Consider the following 18145-nt stretch of genomic DNA (forward strand, 5'->3'; position numbering starts at 1 on the left):
TACATCAGGAGTTGACGATGCCATTGCTCGCAGGGCGCTACCGGCTGGACCGGCCGGTGGGCAGGGGCGGCATGGCGGTTGTCTGGCGCGCGCACGATCAGGTGCTGCGACGTACGGTCGCGGTCAAGGTGCTGTCGGCAGAGCTCGGTGAGGATCCACCGGAGGACGCCGTCCGCAAGGAGGCGATGATCGCCGCCCGGCTGTGTCACCCGCACATCGCTGCGGTTCACGACTACGGCGAGACGCTGAGCGACGGCCGCCGGCAGCCGTTCCTGGTGATGGAGTTCGTCGACGGCCCGACCTTGGCGGCACGCATCACCGACGCGGGCCCGCTGCCGTGGCGTGAAGTGGCCACCGTGGGCGCGCAGGTGGCCGATGCGCTGGCGGCCGCCCATGACAACGCACTGGTGCACCGCGATATCAAACCCAGCAACGTCATGCTGTCCCGGGCCGGGGTGAAGGTCGTCGACTTCGGCGTGGCGGCAGGGGCCGGCGACGGTGTGGCTGACGCGTCCGGCCGGGTCTGGGGAACACCGGGCTATCTGGCCCCGGAGCAGCTGGAGCATGGTCCGGTTCTTCCTGCCGGTGACGTGTTCGCCCTGGGCGTGCTGCTGTTCGAGTGCCTGGCCGGCCATCCGCCGTGGCAGCCGGCGAAATCCGACGACGTCCTGACCGAGCGTGCCCGCGATCCGTTACCGGAGCTGCCCGGCCAGGACGAGCTGCCGGACGAGCTCGTCCGGCTGTATCGGCGTTGCCTGGCGTCCTCGCCGGCCGACCGCCCCGGCGCTGGCGAGGTCGCGAGCATATTGCGGGAGCTCGTATCGCCGGCTCCGGCTCTCCGGCCGCGGCACCTTCCCGCACCTCCGTCGACGCGGCCCGTGCCGGCCACCCGGGCGCACGCCCGGACGACCCGGCCTCGGCGGCTCGCCGCCCTGGCCGCGGCTCCACTGGCTGCGCTCGTCGGGGTCCTGGCCGTGCAGCTGACCGGAACGGGCAACCAGCAGCCGGTTGCCCGGGCGCAGCCGCCGGAGGACGATTCCGCCGCCGCGGCGGCCTGCAAAGCCGAGTACGCAAGCGTGCGTCTGCCGGACGGCTCATTCACCGCACGTCTGGCGGTCACCAACATCGGCGGTGGCGACCTGCGGGCCTGGTCCGTACGGTTCCAGCTGCCGCAGCGTCAGCGTGTCACCGAGGTGGCCGGGGCGCGATGGTCACAGCAGAGCCGCACCGTGACCCTGACGGCGGCCGACCTGCTGCCCAGCGGCGCGAAGGTGGCGATGACGGTACGCGGTACCTTCGACGAGCAGCAAGATGGTGTGCCCGGCGCGTTCTCGGTCGGGGGTGTCCCGTGCACCCAGGCCGTCACCCGGGTGCGGACGTCCTCGACGCCCGGGCCGGCGGATACGGCCACCGCCGAGGACCACTCCGGTGGTCGTGGTGCTGCCGATGAGACGGTGGAGACGGACGATCCCGGCCGGAGTTCACCGTCGTCGACGGCCGCATCCGTGCAGGCGTCCCGCACGGTGACGAACGCGCCGGTCCCGGCGCCGCACCCTTCATCCGGGCAATCCTCAGGACCGGTGGAGTCGTCGGCACCGGTCGACCCGTCGGGTGCCCCGAGCTCGCCGCCGGATGGCGGGGCATCCGGGTCGCCGCCGGCGCCGGCGCCGTCCAGCAGCGATGATGCCCCCGCCTCGTCGAGCCCGACCAGCCCCGGCGACGAAGCCGAGCAGCCTGACCCGGACGCGACGCCGCCGCGCGCAGAGCCGGGGCCGCGGGCGGAGCGGTCCGGTCAACGCTGAGGTGCTCCGTTCTCAGATCCGGGCGTGCAGTAGTGACCGGCCTATCCCGGAGCGAGAGCCGCGGCGGGCCGCGGGAGCAACGCCCACGACCGTGAACACGTCGCTGAGACGCGGCGCGTCCAGAGCGCGCATGACCGGCTGCGACGGTGCGACCAGGCACAGAGCCGCACCCAAGCTGCTCGCGCGCCGATGGGCCCGGATCAGCGCGCCGAGTCCGGCGTCGTCGACCGCCGACACCGCGGACAGATCGACGAACACCGCCGTGTGGTGGCGGACAGCCCAGGTCAGAGCATCGCGCAGGTTCGGCGTCAACGCGGCGTCGACCGGACCGCGGATGCGGACCACGGCGGTGTCCTCATGCTCCGACAGTTCGATCGCGGGCCGGCCGGCGCCCTCAGTGAACTCCGCAGCCCCGGTCACGACCGTTCGACCACTCTGATCCTCGGACATCGGAACCCCTCTCCTCGTCCGACCACTGTCGCGCCCGGGTTTGGCAGCGGTCCGGCGCCGACGTGACGGTTGCATGACAGCCGGCGCAGCGTGTCCTGCGGCGTCGGGCCCTCCTTGTCACGCAACCGACATCCCGCTGCGTAACGTTCGCCGGACTGCCCGCGCATCCTGAAGGCGTCCATCCGAGCCAAGTTGAGGTGAACGATGAGCGTCTTGGCAACTCCCGTCCGCTCCTGCGCCGTTTCCACTGTCCGGCTCGCCGTGACAGGCGATCTGGACATGGCGACAGCTCCGGCGGTGTCCGCGACTCTCGACGCCGTGGCGGCGACCCGCCCGGACTTCGTCCTGGTCGAGCTGAACCGCTGCACGTTCCTCGACGCGGCCGGGGTCAGCTGCCTGCTCAGGGCGCAGACACGCCTGCGCCGTGACGCGGGTCGTCTCGTTCTGCTGGACCCCACGCCGCTGGTGCATCGGGTGCTGCGGGTGTGCCGGGCCGAACACCTCGTGGAGATGCACGGCACCGGTCACCGGGCCTGACCGCCCCGCCGCTTTGCACGCCGGCGGCGGGCGCCGACGGGTCAGGCGAGCCGGCGTCCCAGCGAGGCGGTCACCCGGTCCAGGTAGATCGCGAGGACCACCACCGCGAGGCCGCCCTCGAAGCCTCTGCCGATGTCGAGCTGGGTGATGGCCCGGACCACCACCGCGCCCAGTCCGCCGCCGCCGACCAGACCCGCCACCACCACCATGGACAGCGCCAGCATGATGACCTGGTTGACGCCGGTCATGATCGACGGAAGGGCGAGGGGCAGCTGGACGTCGCGCAGGATCTGCCGGGGTCGCGCGCCGAAGGCGGCCGCAGCCTCCACCACCTCCGCGTCGACCTGCCGGATGCCGAGATCGGTGAGCCGCACCGCCGGGGGCACGGCGAAGATGGTGGTGGCCACCACGCCGGGCACCACGCCGATGCCGAAGAAGAACACCGCGGGCAGCAGGTAGACGAAGACCGGCATGGTCTGCATGAAGTCCATCACCGGGCGGACCACCGCGCGGACCCGGTCGTTGCGGGCGGCGAGGATCCCCAGCGGTACGCCCACCACCACCGCTACCGCGGAAGCGACCAGCACCACCGCCAGGCTCTGCAGCATGTCGGTCCACAGGTCCATCGCCTGGACGAGCAGCAGGCCCGCGGTCGCCACCGGCAGCGCCACCCATCGGCGTACCGACAGCCACGCGATGGCGACCAGGATGGCGGTCAGGAGCAGCGGGTGCGGCAGTACCAGCACCTGGTACATGCCGTTGAGCAGCTGGCGCAGCAGCTCGGCGACGGCGTCGAAGAAGCCGGCGAAGGTGGTCCGGAGCCAGTTGATGGCCGAGGTCACCCAGGCGTCGACCGGAACATCAGGAACCACCGTCGGCTCCGTTCGTCCGCAGGTCGGCCACGAAGGCGGCCACGTAGTCGTCCGCGGGATGCGCGAGGATCTCCGCTCCGGTGCCGCTCTGCACGACCCGGCCATCGCGCATGATCATGATCCGGGTGCCCAGGCGCAGCGCCTCGACCAGGTCGTGGGTCACGAACACGATGGTCCGGCGTCGTTCGGCCTGCAGGGCCAGCAGCAGCTGCTGCATCTCCCGCCGGATCAGCGGATCCAGCGCGGAGAAAGGCTCGTCCATCAGCAGGACGTCCGGCTCGGTGGCCAGCGCGCGGGCGAGCCCGACGCGCTGGCGCTGCCCGCCGGACAGCTGCGCCGGCCGGGCGTTACCGCGATCGGCGAGCCCGACCTGAGCCAGGGCCTGGTCGGCGAGGGCCATCTGCTCCTCCTTCGGCAGGCCCCGTACGCGCAGGCCGTAGGCGGCGTTCTCCCGTACGGTGCGATGGTTGAACAGGGCGAAGTGCTGGAAGACCATGCCGATGGTGCGGTTGCGCAGCGTGCGCAGCGCGTTGTCGTCCATCTCGCGCACCTCGTGACCGTCGACACGCACCGAGCCCGCGGTCGGTTCGATCAAGCGGTTGAGCATTCTCAGCACGGTCGACTTGCCGGAGCCGGACAGTCCCATCACGACGAAGACCTCCCCGCGCTCGACGGTGAAGCTGACGTCGTCGGCACCGAGGAAGCCGCCCTGTGCGGTCACCGCCGCCCGGCGTGAGTCTCCCTCGTGCGGAAGCCCGGCGAGCAGGGCGGCGGATGCGACATCGCGCATCCCGTACACCTTGGTGAGTCCGTCGACCTCGATCACGACGGGAATACCGCATCAACGGCCGGTTTGCCGTCGACGGTCGTGACGCCCGCCAGCCACTTCTCGACGACGCTGCGGTTCGCCGCGATCCAGGCCGAGGCGATGTCCTCGGGCTTCTGCTTGTCCTTGTCGACCTGGTCGATCCACTTCGACGCGGTGACGGTGTCGACGGAGACCTGCGACAGGAACTTCTTCAGGTTGGCGTCGTCCTCACCGAGACCGGCGCGGGTCAGGACCCGGATCTGCCCCGCTCCCGGCCACACCTTTTCCGGATCGGCCAGGAAGGTGAGCTTCCACTCCAGGGTCATCCAGTGCGGGCTCCAGGCCAGGAAGGCCACCGGCTGCTTCCTCGCGGCGCGCCGGTCCACCTCGGCGAGCATGGCCTCGGTGCTGCTCGCGGTGAGCTTCCAGTCGCCCAGACCGTACGCGTCGGCGTCGATCGCCTTCTGGATCGTGGTGTTGCCGGGCGATCCCGCCTCGATGCCGAGGATCTCCCTGCCGAACTTGTCGGCATGGGCGTCGAGGTCGGCCAGTGACTTGACCCCCAGCTGCTCGCTCACATAGCCGGGCACCGCGGGGGCGTACTCGGTGCCGGTGAGGATCACACCGGCCACGTCGGCCTGCTTCTTGTCCAGCAGCGGCTGGAACGTGTCCTGCTGGCTGGGCCACCAGTTGCCGAGGTAGGCGTCGGCCTGTCCGGTCGAGATCGCCTGAGCGGCCAGGGGCACGGAGACCTCCTGCGTGCTGGTGCGGTAGCCGAGCTTGTCCAGGATCTGCATGGCGATCGTGGTCTCGACGACGAGGTCCGCCCACGGCTGCTGCACGAAGCGGGCGACGTGTGTGTCCGCATCGGTGGATCCGGCGAAGTCGTCACCGGACTCGCCGCTGCATCCGGCGATCGCCGCACTCGCCAGCAGCCCGGCCGCGAGCACGGCGGAGAACTTCCTCAGCATGCTTTGCTCTCTTCCCTCGGGTCCGGACCCTTGCTGGTGGTCCGGTGCCACACGGTGAATAGTGGCGCCTCATCACGGTGCGTCACGGCCGTACGCCGCTCGCATCCGGACCATCTCAACACGCTGCTGCCATCCTCACCGCGGTGATCATGACCCTTCCGCCACGACAAATCCGTTATGGAAGCACAAGAAGGGTGCTCATCTCGCATCTTCTTTGTCCAAAAGTGCAATAACAGTCATGCGGCTGTCATGAAACTCGCTGTGATGAAGCGTCGCGAGCCGTCGAAGGACCGTGCTCGTTCTCGCGTGAGGTGCCGCGCCCTGGGGTAGCCGGCACCAAACAACAGAACGGAGATGACCGTGACGACCACGACCATGCCGATGCTGAAGACGTACCCGGCAGAGATCAACTTCGATCGGGAGAAACTCGCTGCCGCCGTCGACGCGCTGCTCGCGTGCAGCGAGGCCTGCACTGCCTGCGCGGACGCCTGCCTGAGCGAGGACATGGTGGCCGAACTGACCAAGTGCATACGTACCAACCTGGACTGCGCCGACATCTGCGCCACCACCGCCCGGGTGCTGTCCCGGCACACCGGTTACGACGCCAACATCAGTCGCACGCTGCTGGAGGCCTGCGCCACGGCGTGCCAGGCCTGCGGTGACGAATGCGCGAGTCACGCCGACATGCACGAGCACTGCCGGGTGTGCGCCGATGCATGCCGTACCTGTGAGCAGGCATGCCGTGATCTGCTGGCCGGAATGAGCTGAGCCGGGCTGCTCCAGCGGTGGTGCGCCGGCTCAGCCGGCGCGCCCACCGGTGTGCTCGTCGTCTTCCGGTCCGGCAACCGGAAGTGCGCCTCCGGAAGCCGGTTCCCGCCCTCCGCTGCTGCCGGCGCGACAGGCTTCCAGCTGGGCGCAGCAAGCGAGGCCCGCGAACAGCGCCACGCCGCCGGCATTGGCCCACAGCAACAGGGCCACCACCCCGGTCAGCGGTCCGTAGACCTGACTGAAGGACAATCCGCTGCTGACGTAGCCGGCCAGCAACGCGGTGACCAGGATCCACAGCGACGTCGACAGCAGAACACCGGGCAGCAGCCACCGCCATGACGGCTGGCGACGCCGTGGCGCCCAGCGGAACAGTGCTGCCACGGCAGTCACGGTCAGGGTCAGGGCTACCGGTACGTGCAGAACGGTCCAGATCCGCTCGAAGGGTGTCCCCCATCCGTACACCTGCTGCAGTGCGGTTCCGAACCCACGCCCGCCCACAACCATCAGGAAACCGCAGAACGCCGGACCCCCGGACGCCACCGCCAGCATGGCCGCACGACCGTACTTGTGGCCGGCCGGGCGGTCACGGCCGATGCCGTAGAGGCGGTTCGCTCCCCGTTCGATCTGCGCCATCGCAACGATCACCGCGACCCCGGCCGTGAGCAGACCGATCACCAGGGCGGCCTCGCCGGTGTCGCCGGAGCCCTCATCGAACAACAGACGCCGGACCAGCGCGTCGCTGCGGCCGGGGGTCAGGGACAACGTCGTGAGGGCGATGACTCTGCCGCCCTCTGCCAAGCCCGCCTCGTCCGCCAGTCCGGTCAGGGCGATCAGCAGCGGCACCACGGCCAGACAGAGCAGCAGGGCCAGGGCCCGGGCGTGGCTGAAGCCGTCGCTGTAGCGCAGTCGTGCGAACGTGTCCCGCGCGAAGGCGCGCCACCCGTACCCGCGCACGACGCTGAGGGGCGAGCCGGCAGTGGCGGCCCGCGATGTCTCCGGCACGGATCGGCTGCTGCTCAACGGCCACCTCCGGCGCGTCCGGACCGGCGCACGCGCGTACCGTCCGGGGCCCGGATCCGGAGTACGACCCGCCGCCGCGGCCGGCGGAGCCCGGCAAGCCACGGCCGGCGCGGTGGCCGCAGCGATACATGTCGGGGACCGGACGTGCGCCTGCGGGCCTCGGCGAGGAACCGCGCGCGCCGGCCAACCGCCACTGTCCGGTCATCGAGCGCGTCCGCCGCGTTCCGGGCGACCGGCTGCGGCGACACCGGCTCCGGGTGCGCCACGGGCGTGCAGGGCAGCAGGCCGGTCACCCCCGCTCGGCGCAGAAGGCCGTACAACCGCTCGGGAACATTCACTGCGGTCAGCGAGGCGCGCACGTGTCCGCAGGCACGAAGACCGTCGACCAGGGCACGCGCCGTGGCGATCTCGCCGTCCCGGGCGTGGCGCAGGTCCACGATCAGCCGGCGGGGCCGGTCACGCACTGCGGCCTCCACCAGCGCATCGCGCAGCCGCTGGGCGCCCTCACCGTCGATCACACCGCGAACGGCCACAACCGAGGTCCCCGAGGCCGCCGGATAGGTGGCAACCCTGAGCCGCGAGCCGTCGGGCGCTACCCCCGCCGTACCGTCCAGCCAACCGCGCAGCTGCCGCAGAGCGCCGTCCAGCAGCCTGGACACGTTCATCTGAGACATTCCCAGCTCAGCGGCGATGACGTCCTGGGTCCAGCCGTCGAAGAAGTACCGGTTCACGAGGTGGCGTTGCCCGGCGGGCAGCCGGCGGACGCAGGCCCGCACCGTGACCCGATCAGCGGCGCACTCCAGCGCCCGGTCCTCGTCACCGATCAGGTCCTGCAGCTCGCAGGCATCGTCGTCGGCGCTGACGGGCCGGTTGAGCGAGTCGGTGTCGTACGCCGCTGCGGCCGCGAGTGCTTCGCGCACCTCCGCGGGATTCAGGCCAAGGGCACTGCTGAGTTCGGTGACGCTGGGAGAGCGGTGCAGCCGCTGGGTGAGCTCGACTCGTGTCCTGCTCACTTCCAGATGCCGTTCCTGCAGGCGCCGGGGAACACGCACGTCCCAGCTCTTGTCCCGGAAGTGGCGTTTGAGTTCCCCGGTGATGGTGGGGACCGCATAAGCCAGGAACGGCCGGCCCAGGGCGGGATCGAAGCCGTCGACGGCCTTCACCAGGGCCAACGCCGCGACCTGGACCAGGTCGTCGATCGCCTGGCCGCGGTGGGTGAAGCGGCGGGCCAGGCGCTGGGCCAGGCCGAGGTGGTGCTCGATCGCACGCTCACGCGCGCGTCGGCGCTCGCCGGCCGGCAGACGTTCGTCGCGGGCCCGGCACAGCAGGGCCAGAGCTTTGTCGTCCGGACCGGCTTCGGCGCCGTCGGCGCCGGCCGGGCAGCGCGGATCCGCCGGTGCGGCAGCATGGGGAACAAGCGACATCAGGGCACCCCCAAGGGGCCGAGGACTGATTAGTCATGGCAGGACCGGACTCGTGGCAGAGGATCGGACCTGTATCGGTGGTCGCTTCGTTCATCCGCGTCGCCACGCGCGGCAGCGCGCCATCCTCATCGCGTGGCTGCCCGGTGGACCGGTCAGATCCTCGATGCCGTGGTGTCGACACCGCAGCCGCGACGTGTCACCGATGTCCCCGGTAGCCAGGCGCAGAAACATGAAGGTTCGGTGACGGAGGCCGGCCGACCCGGTCGCCCAGCGGTGCACCGATGCATGATTGAGCCGGGCCGGTGCGGGCATCTGCCAGCTGACGGCTCGTTCGGCTGAGGGGGAGGTTGTGGCGCCAGGCTCGCGTGCGGCACGGCCCGGCACGGCCGAGGCCCGGTTGACGGCCGCTGTGCGCCGGCTGCAGGCCGAGGTGGACGGTCTGCGCCGCGCCCAGCACAGCCGAGCGGTGATCGAGCAGGCCAAGGGCTTGCTGGCCGGACGGCTGGGCTGCTCCCCCGAGGAGGCCTTCACCCAGCTGTCCTGGCTTTCCCAACAGAGCAACATCAAGGTCACCGAGGTCGCCGCCGGGCTGTTGGGGATGGCCGTGCCGCTCGCCGTGCAGGACCCGGCACCGCAGATGACACCGGCGGCCGACATCTCGCGCCGATTCGCCCGGCGTGCGCCCGCCGCACCGGACCCTGCCACAGCGGCCCTGCCCTCGGTCACCCTGCTGCCGGAGGAGACCACCGCCCGCTACCACCTGACATGTGCGGCCATGGGCACGGTCGACGACGTCCACCACCTGGCCGAGACAATCTGGTCGGAGGGCTTGCGCCACCTGGGAGCGACTGCCGTGCTGATCGGCGTGCTGGAACCCGACGGTGCTGTCCGGCTGGTGAGCACCCACGGACTGCCCCGGTCGGTGGCCAGCGCCTGGCAGCGGGTGCCCAGCACGCTCAACGTCGCCTTCCTCAAGGCGGTCAGCAACGGGCGGCCCCTGTGGATCACTCAGGAGCAGGCCGCGGCAGCCGGGTACGAATTGCTCGGCGACGGCGATCTGCGGGCCTGCCTGCCGCTGAACCAGCAGGGACGCATCTTCGGAGTCGCCTCGATCGTATGGGCCAGGGATTTCCATCCCGACACCACCACCCGTGCCTACGTCAGCGCCTTGGCCGAAGCGTGCGGGCGCCGGGTGTCACAGATGCTCGACGGACCCGGCGGGCAGGCCGTCGCCTCACCCGCCGCGCACTGGGTCGAGGCGGTGCTGGAGTCGCTGCCGGGCTCGCACGCGCTGCTGTCACCCGTGCGCGACGCGGCGGGACAGGTCGAGGACTGGCGGTTCGACCTGTGCAGCCCGGAGGCGATGGACGCGTCCGGGCGCACGGCCGACCTCATCTGCGGGCGGCGCCTGCTCGACCTGTATCCGCACGCGTCGTCCGCCGGCCTCTTCGACGGTTACCTGCAGGTCCTGCGTACCGGCAAGCCGTTCACCATGGAACCCACACCCCTGGTGCTGGCCACGGAACGACACCAGATTCCGGTGATCATGAGCGTGCGGGCCTCCCGGTTCGGCGCGGGTCTGCTGGTGCATTGGCGCTACCACGACGCGGAACGCCGGCTGCTGGCCCGCCTGGAGCGGGTGCAACGCCTCGGTGACGCCGGCTGGGCGGAGTGGAATCTCATCACCGGCGAGGTGGAGTGGTCGGCCGAGACCTACGCCATCCTGAACCGTGACCCGGCCCACGGCCCGGTGCAGTTCACAGCCCTGCACCGCTACGTGGCGCCCGAGGATCGGGACATCCTGACCGCCGCTGCCGAACGACTCAGGACGGACCACGAGCCCATCGACCTGGTCATGCGCCTGCACCGCAACGGCGTCCGGACGCCGGTCCGGCTCGTCGCCGATCCCGTTGTCGACGGCCTCGGCCGGCTGGCCTGCGTGGACGCTGCCGTACGTCGGCTACCGGACCATTCCGGCCATGACCGGCAGCAGTAAGACCCCGAGCCCGAGTGCCGCCGCACCTGCCGCAACGGGTAGCGCAGTCCCACGCCATCACCGACACGGCCAGCAGAATCCGGCTCACCTCGTGATAGGGGGCGTGGTCCTCGATCAGGGACGGCACCGGCAGCACCCCCGTCACCGCTGGACGCAGCACCAGCCCGGCGGTCAGCGCGAGCGGCGGCACGGACACGGGCGGCCGGCGGATCCGGCCCCGGTTGCGGCCAAAACAGGGTCGCTCGCGGCACTGCCCTGTCCGCCGGGCCGGCGGCTGTCACGGCTCAGCGATGACGTCGGCCCATCCGCCGTTGTCCGGTTCGCCGTCCCAGCAGGCCAAACGGTTGCAGACGTCGAAGACATCGGGAGTCCGCCAGGTCAGGTCATGCGCGAGCCGGCGCAGGTGCACGTCGGTGACGAGCCCTTCCAGGACGACGACCCGGTTCTGCACCTCGATCACGATGCGCTGTCCGGGTTGCGGCAGCCCGGCCCGCAGCCGGTCGGCCACGCGCAGGGCGAGGTCCCGGTCGGCGTGCACCGGCTCACCAGCGGGCAACGGACGGGGTACGGACGGCGTGCCCTCGGGGAAACCGTCGAAGGGCGGGAACGGCATCATCGGGTGCCTCCGGAAAGTCGATGCTGAGACATACAGACGTCCCTTACCGCCGCCACCGTCTGTCAATCACGTGACCGCGGTACCTCACGTAGCGGCGTCGCGGCGCGCTCTCGGCGGCTCCGCAGACGTCGCCGCCGGCCGGCGCAGCGCGGCGGCGGCCAGCTGCCGGACGACGATGATGGCCGCCGCGGCGGGCAGTTGATCGCCCGGCTGCGGCAGCGCCAGCCGCAGCAGACCCGCGGCCAGCCACAAGTCGAGGGCGATGCGCAGCCCGACACGGACGTCGCGGGAGACGACGATCGCCACCACGCCGCTGACCAGGCCGGCCAGCACGCAGATCAGGACGACGTACTGCACGGCGGCCGTCATCGCAGCGCTCCGGCGGGCTCGGCCGGGCCGCGGCCATCAGCGTGGCGCTTGGCGAGCTCAGCGCGTTCCTCCTTGATCTCCCGGCCCAGGAAGTAGTTGAGCGCGGTACGGATCGCCGCGACAGCCGCCAGCTCGGCGATCTCCCGCAGCGTGGGGGCGATCGCGGTCCGCAGAATGTCCGAGGCGAGCTGAAATTCAAGCCCCAGCGCGAGGAACCGGCCGAGGCCCAGCCGGACCGGCACGAAGGTCTCCGGACGCCGATCACGGAGGGCGACGATGACGAAACGGACGAAAGCCACCATGGCCCCCGCGAAAATGATCAAAGCGCCCGCCGCCTCGACCAACCTCACCAGCAGGTCGACCGCCTGCGACAGCCATTCCTCACCGAAGATCTCCGTCATCCTCGCGCTCTGCCCGTTCAGACCGGTAGTACGCATGGCCGACGGGCGAGTGTCCGTTCGCCGCACTCACCGGCACCTCCGGCGCATATTTCCGGTCCCGCAACGACCGGTGACTCCGCCGGCGGGGTACGGACAGACCATGTTCTTTGACAAGCTGGCCGACCTCGGGCGCATCGGTCTCATCGGTGTGCTGACCTACGTGCTGCTCATCGCCGTCCTGCGCGTGTCCGGCAAACGCACGCTGGCCAAGATGAACGCCTTCGACCTGGTCGTCACGGTGGCTCTCGGTTCCACGCTGGCGACCATTCTGCTGTCCACCGACGTGTCGTTCACCGAAGGTGCCGCCGCGCTGATCCTGCTGATCGCCCTGCAGTTCGCCGCCACCTGGCTGTCGGTCCGCTGGGCGCCGTTGCGCGAGGCCCTCAAATCGGCGCCGACGCTGCTGCTGCGCGACGGCGAGCTGCTCACCGAGGCGATGCGCCGGCAGCGGGTCACCGACAACGAGATCTACCAGGCGGTGCGGTCCCAGGGCATCGGCGACCTGGCCGCGGTGGCCGCGGTGGTACTCGAGACTGACGGCACGTTCAGCGTCATCCCCGCACAGCAGGCCGGCGCCCGCACCGCACTGCGGGACGTCGACGCCGCCCGCCCCGGAAATGCATCGATGCCGGACAGCGCGTGACCACGCATCGCGAACTGTGGGACGACGCCAGTCCGACGGGTGCCGGTCACGCCGCCGGCACGTCCTCGGATTGGCGCACCACGGCGACCGGACAGTCGGCGCGATCGAGCAACGCCTGACTCGTTGAACCCAGGACCAAGCCGGTCAGCGCAGCACGACCCCGGGATCCGACCACTACCAGCGCCGCGCCGTGCGTCTGTTCGGCCACCGCCGTCTCCGGGTGTCCCTCCAGCAGTCGCTCGTGGACCGCGACGTCCGGGAAAGCCTCACGCCATGGCGCGACGGCCTCGGCCAGTGAGCGCCGTGCCGCCGCGGGCAGTCCGTCGCCGACGAGCCGGGTCGCGGCCGCGGCGGCTGCCAGACTTCCGGCGCCTGCAGCCATCAGCGGTGGTTGCCAGGCGTGGACGGCGAAAAGGGCGCAGCGGCGGTGCGCCGCCACCTGAAAGGCGAACCGCAGGGCCGGTCCGCAGCTGTCCGAGGTGTCGACCGCCACGACGACCGACCCGGAGCGCCCGGCGTCGCCGCGGACCAGGACGACCGGGCAGTGCGCCTCCGCGACGACCCGTGCCGTCACCGACCCGAGCAGCGTCGCCGCCATCCGGCCTCGGTCAGATGTGCCCAGTACCAGCAGACCGGCCTCGGACGAGGCGTCGAGCAGGGCCGGCACAGCGGTCTCGGACGCCGCCCGGGTCGACACGTCCCGCTGCGGGGCGTACCGGGACGCCTCGGCCGCCGCGGCTGCCAGCGCCTCTTCGCGGGAACGCTTCCGCCGGGGTGGCCCGGCGTTGCTGACCCCTACCGGCACCGGCAGGATCACCGACGCCGTGCCGGAGGCCGACGCCGCGGACAGCAGTCGCAGCGCGGCGCCGGTATCGGCCACGTAACGCCCTGCCCACCGCACCGCCGCCAAGGCCCCCGCGGAGCCGTCGACACCCACGACCACGGGCCGCCCTGTTCCTGCGCTTGTCATCTGCTGCTCCTCTCAGCACGCTGATCCGGAGCGTCGGTTGATCCGGCCGTCATGGCCCGGGCAGTCACGAGGAAACGCTCACCGGTGAACTCGGCGTAGGTGGCAGCGTCATCGGCCAGATGATGCTCCGCGGCGTACTCGTCGTAGATAAACTTCTGCACGTTGCCCGATATCTGCACCCGGTCCCCCACGGACACCGCACGGCCGGGTTCGCACAGCACCAGCAGCGAGTCGTCGCCGTACTCGCGGGTGTCCAGCTCGAAGGAGGTGTCGGTGATGGCTCTGGTAACGATGCCCGACACGGTCACCGTCCGGCCGATGAAGTCGGTGGTGCCGAAGTAGTCCGGGGCGGTGGATCCGGTGGCCGGGCCGGGAACCGGAGTCGGCGCCGCCTGCTCGACGCAGCCGGCCGCTGCCACGGCCAGCAGGCACGCCGCCACCGCCTGCGTGATCCGGCGCGGAACATCGCTTGTCATGTTGGTCGTCCCCCTAGCTGTCACAGGTGTCGTACGACTCACTGTTCGGCCGCACCGACGGTCAGCTTGGCCGTCTGCTGCTTGCCGTTGCGCAGCAGCGTCAGCTCGACGCTGTCGCCGGGCTCGACGCCCCGCAAAGCACCCAGGAACGACTCCACGGTGGGCACCCGCTCGCCCCCGAATGCGGTGATGACGTCTCCGGGACGAAGTCCCGCCTTGGCCGCCGGGTCCCCCGCGACGACGTCACGGACCAGGACACCGCGGTCGGTGCCGGTGTTCAGCGCCTGGGCGATCTGCGGTGTGAGCCGGTCGACGGCCACCCCCAGGTACGGATGCGTGACCCGGCCGTCGTCGAGCAGATCGTCGGCGACGTCGAGCGCGGTGGCTGACGGGATGGCGAAGCCGATCGACACCGCCCCGGTCGACGGCGGGAGGTAAGCGTCGTTGATACCGACGACCCGCCCGCTCGCGTCGACCAGCGCGCCGCCGGAGTTCCCGGGCGAGATGGGGGCGTCGGTCTGCAGCAGGTCCACCAGAGCGCGGCTCTGGGTGGCCGAGCCGGGGATCTCGCGTCCGACCCCGGAGATGATGCCGGCCGTGACGGTGTTCATCAGCCCGAGCGGACTGCCCATCGCCAGCACGGTCTCCCCCGGTTGCGGCAGTTCGGTGCGGAACTGCGCGACGGGCAGGTCGGTGCGCTCGGCGCGCAAAACTGCGAGGTCGGTGACAACATCGGTGCCGACGACCCGGGCGTCGACCCGGGAGCCGTCCGCCAGCGCGAGTTGCACGGTCCGAGCGTCGCCGACCACATGCTGGTTGGTCAGCACCAGACCGCCGTCGCGGAAGACGACACCGGATCCGAGTCCCTTGCCGACCAGGACGGTGACCACCGACGGCTCCACCCGGGCGACCACCTCGGGCAGTGCGGCGGCGGACGCGTCCGCGGAGCTCGCCGGGGCGGCCGCGGGCTCCTCCTTGCCGGTGCATCCCGACAGAGCAAGGGACAGGGCCAGGAACGAGGCGATGACAATGTTGCGTGATGTGGCTTCGCGGGGAGTGGACATGCCCTGTCGCTACCCGCCGGCGGTCCGGTGAGCCCGCTCGGGCCGGAATTTCGTCCGGTGCGGTGGTGCCGATGCGACGGTGCGGTGCCGGCGGGCCCACGGTCGGCCAAGAGGGCCGCCGGCCCGGCGGTACCGCGACGGCCGGCGGTGGCAGCGAGGCGGCACGGCGATTCCAGCGAACGATGCCGGAGGCCGGCGAGACCCCGCGATGCCGCTGCGGGCACTGTCCTCACGGTGGCGCGTTCGCCGCAACGGATGCTGCGGACCACCTCCGTCGGAGCAGCCTGCGGCGTCTGTGCCGCTGGATCGGCCGTCGGGACGGGGCCATCCGGGCCGTCCGCGGCAAGCGGTGCGGCCGGGCGGACCGGTCGGCAGGCGAAAAGGCGGTGCAGCCCGGCACGGCAGAGGAGCACGTGCAGCTGCGCCGGTACGTTCACCACGCACAGGCGTGTGCCGGTGTGCCCGCCGGCACGGTAGGCGTCGAGCAACGCACCGGCCACCGTCGCCGCGGCGTCCCGGACATGGCGGAGATCCACGATCAGCATCGGCGGACGGTGGGTGACCGCGAGATCGACCAGCGCGTCACGCATGTCGGCGACGCCCTCGGCGTCGAGGCGGCCCCGCACCGCAGCGACCAGGTATCCCGGCCGGACCCGGTGTGTCCGGACCCGCACCCCTGCGGAGTTCGGCAGGGGCTGCCGCGGCGCGGACGCCGCCTGATCAGTCAGGCGGTCACGCAGTTTGGCGACGGTACGGCTCAGCAGCCGCGAGACGCTCATCTGGGAGGTGCGCAGCTCGCCGGCGATCTGCGCCTGGGTGCGGTCGCCGAAGAAGTAGCCCTCGATGATCTGGCGTTCCCGGCCCGGCAGCCGGTCGACGACCGCCCGTACGGTCAGGCGGTTGCACATCGCCTCCAGGGAGCCGTCCTCGTATCCGAGCAGGTCCTGCCGTTCGGCGGCGTCGTCGTGCCCGCCGACCGGCCGGTTCAGTGAGTCGGCCCGGTACGCCGAGGCACTGGCCTCGGTGGCACGGACCTCAGCCTCCGTGACACCCATGGCCGTCGCGATCTCCGCCGCGGACGGGGCGCGGTGCAGTCGCTGCGCCAGCTCGGTCCGGGTCCGGGTCGCCTCCAGGCACCGCTCCTGCAGCCGCCGGGGCACGTGCACGGCCCACACCCGGTCCCGGAAGTGCCGTTTGAGTTCACCGAGGATGGTCGGCGCGGCATAGCCGGTGAAGCTGTGCCCCCGCTCGGGGTCGTAGCCGTCGGCGGCCTTGACCAGGGCCAGCGCGGCGACCTGGATCAGGTCGTCGAGCGTCTCGCCGCGGTGCTGATAGCGCGACGCCAGGCCGCGCGCCAGGGGCAGGTTCCACCGCACCACCTGTTCACGCAGGCGGCCGCGCTCGGCGGCCGGGCAGTCCGGGTCGCGCATGAGGCGGATGATCTCGATGCTCTCCCGGTCTCGCTGATCGGGGTCGGCACTGCCCGCGTCCATGCCCGGCGGGGCAGAGACGGGGCTGGCATGCAGCACTGAGGACATGGTGACTCCCGGAAAGATGCAGAAGGATGAACGGCGCGGGCGGGCCTGCCGTACGAGGCGGCCCCTCAAGCGCGCTGGTACGAGCGGCGGCGGCCACATGTGATCGCCGGCCGCGAGGTTGCGGCGCAACTGCCTCGGGTCGCAGCGGTGGGCCGAGGGCCCTTGGTGCCGTTACTTGACACCTGCGTCATCGAGGTCGTCTGCGTAATGTCCGCGATCACCCGGCGGAAACGCCGGTCCCGCAGACGTCATCGACTTGACATACAACCGTGCGGAAGCCGTGCGCGTGATCGTCCGGATGCCCACCGAGGTAGCAACCGGTACGGCACGGACCGCGGGGCACTGAGAGCCCCGTAGGGCCCCGGAGAAGGTGATTGAGCGGCGCTGCACCTGCTCGGCGAGGTCGACAGTAGCCGCGGTCCGGTGCCGACCGGCGTGATGTCGCCGTAGCCGAGCACGCCGAGGGTGGTGCCGGCGTAGTACACCCCGTCGGCGGATACTCCGTCAGGTGTGCGACAGCCCTCGATACCCGGCCGGACCACGAGAGCGACGCCCATGATCAGCGGCACCAACCAGGCACGGCCAGGCAGATGAGGTTCCCGCGAGGACCCAGAGCACTGTCATGGGGGTCCCATACCCACGTTGCAGCCGCCGCGTAGGCCGACCGGGCCCCGGGGTAGTCCCGCCGGCGGCGCCCACCGGCGCTCGGACGCCACCGTGGAGACGGGTCGCCGGCGACCGGAACAGACAGCAGAGGAGATCCAGCATGCGGATCGGCATCATCGGAGCCGGCAAGGCCGGTGCAACCTTGGCCCGCCTATTCGTCGACGCCGGCCACGACGTCGCCATAGCGGAGACCCCCGGCACACCCGGGCAGCGCGATCCCGAGTCGCCGCTCGACTGTCCCGGCCGCGCCACCGGGGTGGACGAGGCAATGCGCCACGGCGACATCGTCGTCCTGGCCATCCCGTTCGGCCGCTACCGCGACCTGCCGGCCGAGGCGCTGAGCGGGAAGACGGTCATCGACACGACCAGCTACGACCGACAGCGCGACGGCAGCGTTCCGGAGCTGGATGACGACCGCAACGCCACATCCAGTGAACTGGTCCAGCATCACCTCGCCGGCGCCCACGTCGTCAAGGCCTTCACCGCCCTGCCGGCAGACCACCTACGTGAACATCGGCCCTCGGAAAGTTCCGGCGAGCGGTACGGCATCGCTGTCTCCGGCGACCACACGTACGCGAAGCGACAGGTCATCGATCTGGCCGAGCAGCTGGGGTTCGAGCCCGTCGACGCCGGGGACCTGGCCGCGGGCAGCCGGATCGGTTTTCCGACGGACCACGGCCACCATGGAAGTCGAACAGCCCCCGACTGACCAACG

19 protein-coding genes and 1 pseudogene are annotated in these 18145 nt (G+C 71.1%); 6 read left to right on the forward strand and 14 right to left on the reverse strand.

Going from position 1 to position 18145, the window contains the following annotated elements:
* Window positions 1–17: 17 nt before the first annotated feature.
* The gene (locus Aau02nite_RS23955) at window positions 18–1802 is read left to right on the forward strand and encodes a serine/threonine-protein kinase (RefSeq protein ID WP_212990794.1); all 1785 of its coding nucleotides are present in this window, start codon (window positions 18–20) and stop codon (window positions 1800–1802) included.
* 12 nt (window positions 1803–1814) lie between these two features.
* Here Aau02nite_RS23955 and Aau02nite_RS23960 read toward each other — a convergent pair whose 3' ends face one another.
* The gene (locus Aau02nite_RS23960) at window positions 1815–2252 is read right to left on the reverse strand and encodes an STAS domain-containing protein (protein ID WP_212990795.1); all 438 of its coding nucleotides are present in this window, start codon (window positions 2250–2252) and stop codon (window positions 1815–1817) included.
* Between the two features lie 204 nt (window positions 2253–2456).
* On the opposite strand from Aau02nite_RS23960, the gene Aau02nite_RS23965 reads away from it, so the two are divergent.
* Window positions 2457–2789 (forward strand): STAS domain-containing protein, encoded by a 333-nt coding sequence (locus Aau02nite_RS23965; RefSeq protein ID WP_281421017.1) that lies wholly within the window; start codon window positions 2457–2459, stop codon window positions 2787–2789.
* A gap of 41 nt (window positions 2790–2830) precedes the next feature.
* On the opposite strand, the gene Aau02nite_RS23970 is transcribed toward Aau02nite_RS23965, so the two are convergent.
* Genes Aau02nite_RS23970 through Aau02nite_RS23980 form a run of 3 tightly spaced genes read right to left on the reverse strand, consistent with a single transcriptional unit; the run spans window position 2831 to window position 5440 of the window.
* Complete coding sequence (locus tag Aau02nite_RS23970) at window positions 2831–3661, reverse strand: ABC transporter permease (protein ID WP_246595392.1); 831 nt, start codon at window positions 3659–3661, stop codon at window positions 2831–2833.
* Window positions 3651–4451, reverse strand: a complete 801-nt coding sequence (locus tag Aau02nite_RS23975; protein WP_212990798.1) for an ATP-binding cassette domain-containing protein — start codon at window positions 4449–4451, stop codon at window positions 3651–3653. Before Aau02nite_RS23975 ends, Aau02nite_RS23970 begins: the two co-directional genes overlap by 11 nt.
* A gap of 32 nt (window positions 4452–4483) precedes the next feature.
* Window positions 4484–5440 carry an ABC transporter substrate-binding protein gene (locus tag Aau02nite_RS23980; protein WP_212990799.1) on the reverse strand — a complete coding sequence of 319 codons (957 nt, stop codon included), beginning with the start codon at window positions 5438–5440 and terminating at the stop codon, window positions 4484–4486.
* A gap of 354 nt (window positions 5441–5794) precedes the next feature.
* Here Aau02nite_RS23980 and Aau02nite_RS23985 point away from each other — a divergent pair, with 354 nt between their 5' ends.
* Complete coding sequence (locus Aau02nite_RS23985) at window positions 5795–6208, forward strand: four-helix bundle copper-binding protein (RefSeq protein WP_246595393.1); 414 nt, start codon at window positions 5795–5797, stop codon at window positions 6206–6208.
* A gap of 30 nt (window positions 6209–6238) precedes the next feature.
* Here Aau02nite_RS23985 and Aau02nite_RS23990 read toward each other — a convergent pair whose 3' ends face one another.
* A complete protein-coding gene (locus tag Aau02nite_RS23990) occupies window positions 6239–7210 on the reverse strand; it encodes a YihY/virulence factor BrkB family protein (RefSeq protein WP_212990801.1) in 972 nt (323 codons plus the stop codon).
* 14 nt (window positions 7211–7224) lie between these two features.
* The gene (locus Aau02nite_RS23995) at window positions 7225–8652 is read right to left on the reverse strand and encodes a SigB/SigF/SigG family RNA polymerase sigma factor (RefSeq protein WP_212990802.1); all 1428 of its coding nucleotides are present in this window, start codon (window positions 8650–8652) and stop codon (window positions 7225–7227) included.
* A gap of 397 nt (window positions 8653–9049) precedes the next feature.
* Between Aau02nite_RS23995 and Aau02nite_RS24000 the strand changes: the two genes are divergently transcribed.
* On the forward strand, window positions 9050–10648 hold the full coding sequence (locus Aau02nite_RS24000; RefSeq protein WP_212990803.1) for an ANTAR domain-containing protein: 1599 nt from the start codon (window positions 9050–9052) through the stop codon (window positions 10646–10648).
* A gap of 277 nt (window positions 10649–10925) precedes the next feature.
* On the opposite strand, the gene Aau02nite_RS24005 is transcribed toward Aau02nite_RS24000, so the two are convergent.
* The 3 genes from Aau02nite_RS24005 to Aau02nite_RS24015 form a co-directional block, all read right to left on the reverse strand.
* Window positions 10926–11264, reverse strand: coding sequence for a BON domain-containing protein (locus Aau02nite_RS24005; RefSeq protein WP_246595395.1), 339 nt, complete (start codon window positions 11262–11264; stop codon window positions 10926–10928).
* An 84-nt stretch (window positions 11265–11348) separates the two neighbouring features.
* Complete coding sequence (locus tag Aau02nite_RS24010; RefSeq protein WP_212990804.1) at window positions 11349–11633, reverse strand: hypothetical protein; 285 nt, start codon at window positions 11631–11633, stop codon at window positions 11349–11351.
* On the reverse strand, window positions 11630–12034 hold the full coding sequence (locus Aau02nite_RS24015) for a DUF1622 domain-containing protein (protein WP_212990805.1): 405 nt from the start codon (window positions 12032–12034) through the stop codon (window positions 11630–11632). Before Aau02nite_RS24015 ends, Aau02nite_RS24010 begins: the two co-directional genes overlap by 4 nt.
* Window positions 12035–12173: 139 nt before the next feature.
* Here Aau02nite_RS24015 and Aau02nite_RS24020 point away from each other — a divergent pair, with 139 nt between their 5' ends.
* Window positions 12174–12716, forward strand: a complete 543-nt coding sequence (locus tag Aau02nite_RS24020) for a DUF421 domain-containing protein (RefSeq protein WP_212990806.1) — start codon at window positions 12174–12176, stop codon at window positions 12714–12716.
* Window positions 12717–12762: 46 nt separating this feature from the next.
* On the opposite strand, the gene Aau02nite_RS24025 is transcribed toward Aau02nite_RS24020, so the two are convergent.
* The 5 genes and pseudogenes from Aau02nite_RS24025 to Aau02nite_RS47880 all read right to left on the reverse strand — a co-directional run bounded on the left by Aau02nite_RS24025 (window position 12763) and on the right by Aau02nite_RS47880 (window position 17321).
* Window positions 12763–13686: a universal stress protein gene (locus Aau02nite_RS24025; protein ID WP_212990807.1), complete on the reverse strand. Its 924-nt coding sequence runs from the start codon at window positions 13684–13686 to the stop codon at window positions 12763–12765.
* Entirely contained in the window at window positions 13683–14162 is a 480-nt protein-coding gene (locus Aau02nite_RS24030) for a hypothetical protein (protein WP_212990808.1), read from the reverse strand. Before Aau02nite_RS24030 ends, Aau02nite_RS24025 begins: the two co-directional genes overlap by 4 nt.
* A gap of 38 nt (window positions 14163–14200) precedes the next feature.
* Window positions 14201–15226, reverse strand: coding sequence for a S1C family serine protease (locus tag Aau02nite_RS24035; RefSeq protein ID WP_212990809.1), 1026 nt, complete (start codon window positions 15224–15226; stop codon window positions 14201–14203).
* Between the two features lie 428 nt (window positions 15227–15654).
* A pseudogene (locus Aau02nite_RS47875) lies at window positions 15655–16863 on the reverse strand (SigB/SigF/SigG family RNA polymerase sigma factor); the annotation flags it as partial.
* A gap of 149 nt (window positions 16864–17012) precedes the next feature.
* Window positions 17013–17321, reverse strand: coding sequence for a potassium channel family protein (locus Aau02nite_RS47880; RefSeq protein WP_369076754.1), 309 nt, complete (start codon window positions 17319–17321; stop codon window positions 17013–17015).
* A 209-nt stretch (window positions 17322–17530) separates the two neighbouring features.
* Between Aau02nite_RS47880 and Aau02nite_RS24050 the strand changes: the two genes are divergently transcribed.
* Complete coding sequence (locus Aau02nite_RS24050; RefSeq protein WP_212990810.1) at window positions 17531–18139, forward strand: NADPH-dependent F420 reductase; 609 nt, start codon at window positions 17531–17533, stop codon at window positions 18137–18139.
* The last annotated feature ends 6 nt before the right edge of the window (window positions 18140–18145 follow it).

This window comes from Actinoplanes auranticolor, from assembly GCF_018332655.1.
Taxonomy (GTDB): domain Bacteria; phylum Actinomycetota; class Actinomycetes; order Mycobacteriales; family Micromonosporaceae; genus Actinoplanes; species Actinoplanes auranticolor.

What these genes read in the sequence shown, in the direction of transcription:
- Aau02nite_RS23955 (WP_212990794.1), top strand. Translation starts at nt 18, where the DNA reads ATGCCATTGCTCGCAGGGCGCTACCGGCTGGACCGGCCGGTGGGCAGG.
- Aau02nite_RS23960 (WP_212990795.1), bottom strand. Translation starts at nt 2,252, where the DNA reads ATGTCCGAGGATCAGAGTGGTCGAACGGTCGTGACCGGGGCTGCGGAG.
- Aau02nite_RS23965 (WP_281421017.1), top strand. Translation starts at nt 2,457, where the DNA reads ATGAGCGTCTTGGCAACTCCCGTCCGCTCCTGCGCCGTTTCCACTGTC.
- Aau02nite_RS23975 (WP_212990798.1), bottom strand. Translation starts at nt 4,451, where the DNA reads ATGCGCGATGTCGCATCCGCCGCCCTGCTCGCCGGGCTTCCGCACGAG.
- Aau02nite_RS23980 (WP_212990799.1), bottom strand. Translation starts at nt 5,440, where the DNA reads ATGCTGAGGAAGTTCTCCGCCGTGCTCGCGGCCGGGCTGCTGGCGAGT.
- Aau02nite_RS23985 (WP_246595393.1), top strand. Translation starts at nt 5,795, where the DNA reads ATGACCGTGACGACCACGACCATGCCGATGCTGAAGACGTACCCGGCA.
- Aau02nite_RS23995 (WP_212990802.1), bottom strand. Translation starts at nt 8,652, where the DNA reads ATGTCGCTTGTTCCCCATGCTGCCGCACCGGCGGATCCGCGCTGCCCG.
- Aau02nite_RS24005 (WP_246595395.1), bottom strand. Translation starts at nt 11,264, where the DNA reads ATGATGCCGTTCCCGCCCTTCGACGGTTTCCCCGAGGGCACGCCGTCC.
- Aau02nite_RS24010 (WP_212990804.1), bottom strand. Translation starts at nt 11,633, where the DNA reads ATGACGGCCGCCGTGCAGTACGTCGTCCTGATCTGCGTGCTGGCCGGC.
- Aau02nite_RS24015 (WP_212990805.1), bottom strand. Translation starts at nt 12,034, where the DNA reads ATGACGGAGATCTTCGGTGAGGAATGGCTGTCGCAGGCGGTCGACCTG.
- Aau02nite_RS24020 (WP_212990806.1), top strand. Translation starts at nt 12,174, where the DNA reads ATGTTCTTTGACAAGCTGGCCGACCTCGGGCGCATCGGTCTCATCGGT.
- Aau02nite_RS24025 (WP_212990807.1), bottom strand. Translation starts at nt 13,686, where the DNA reads ATGACAAGCGCAGGAACAGGGCGGCCCGTGGTCGTGGGTGTCGACGGC.
- Aau02nite_RS24030 (WP_212990808.1), bottom strand. Translation starts at nt 14,162, where the DNA reads ATGACAAGCGATGTTCCGCGCCGGATCACGCAGGCGGTGGCGGCGTGC.
- Aau02nite_RS24035 (WP_212990809.1), bottom strand. Translation starts at nt 15,226, where the DNA reads ATGTCCACTCCCCGCGAAGCCACATCACGCAACATTGTCATCGCCTCG.
- Aau02nite_RS47880 (WP_369076754.1), bottom strand. Translation starts at nt 17,321, where the DNA reads ATGGGCGTCGCTCTCGTGGTCCGGCCGGGTATCGAGGGCTGTCGCACA.
- Aau02nite_RS24050 (WP_212990810.1), top strand. Translation starts at nt 17,531, where the DNA reads ATGCGGATCGGCATCATCGGAGCCGGCAAGGCCGGTGCAACCTTGGCC.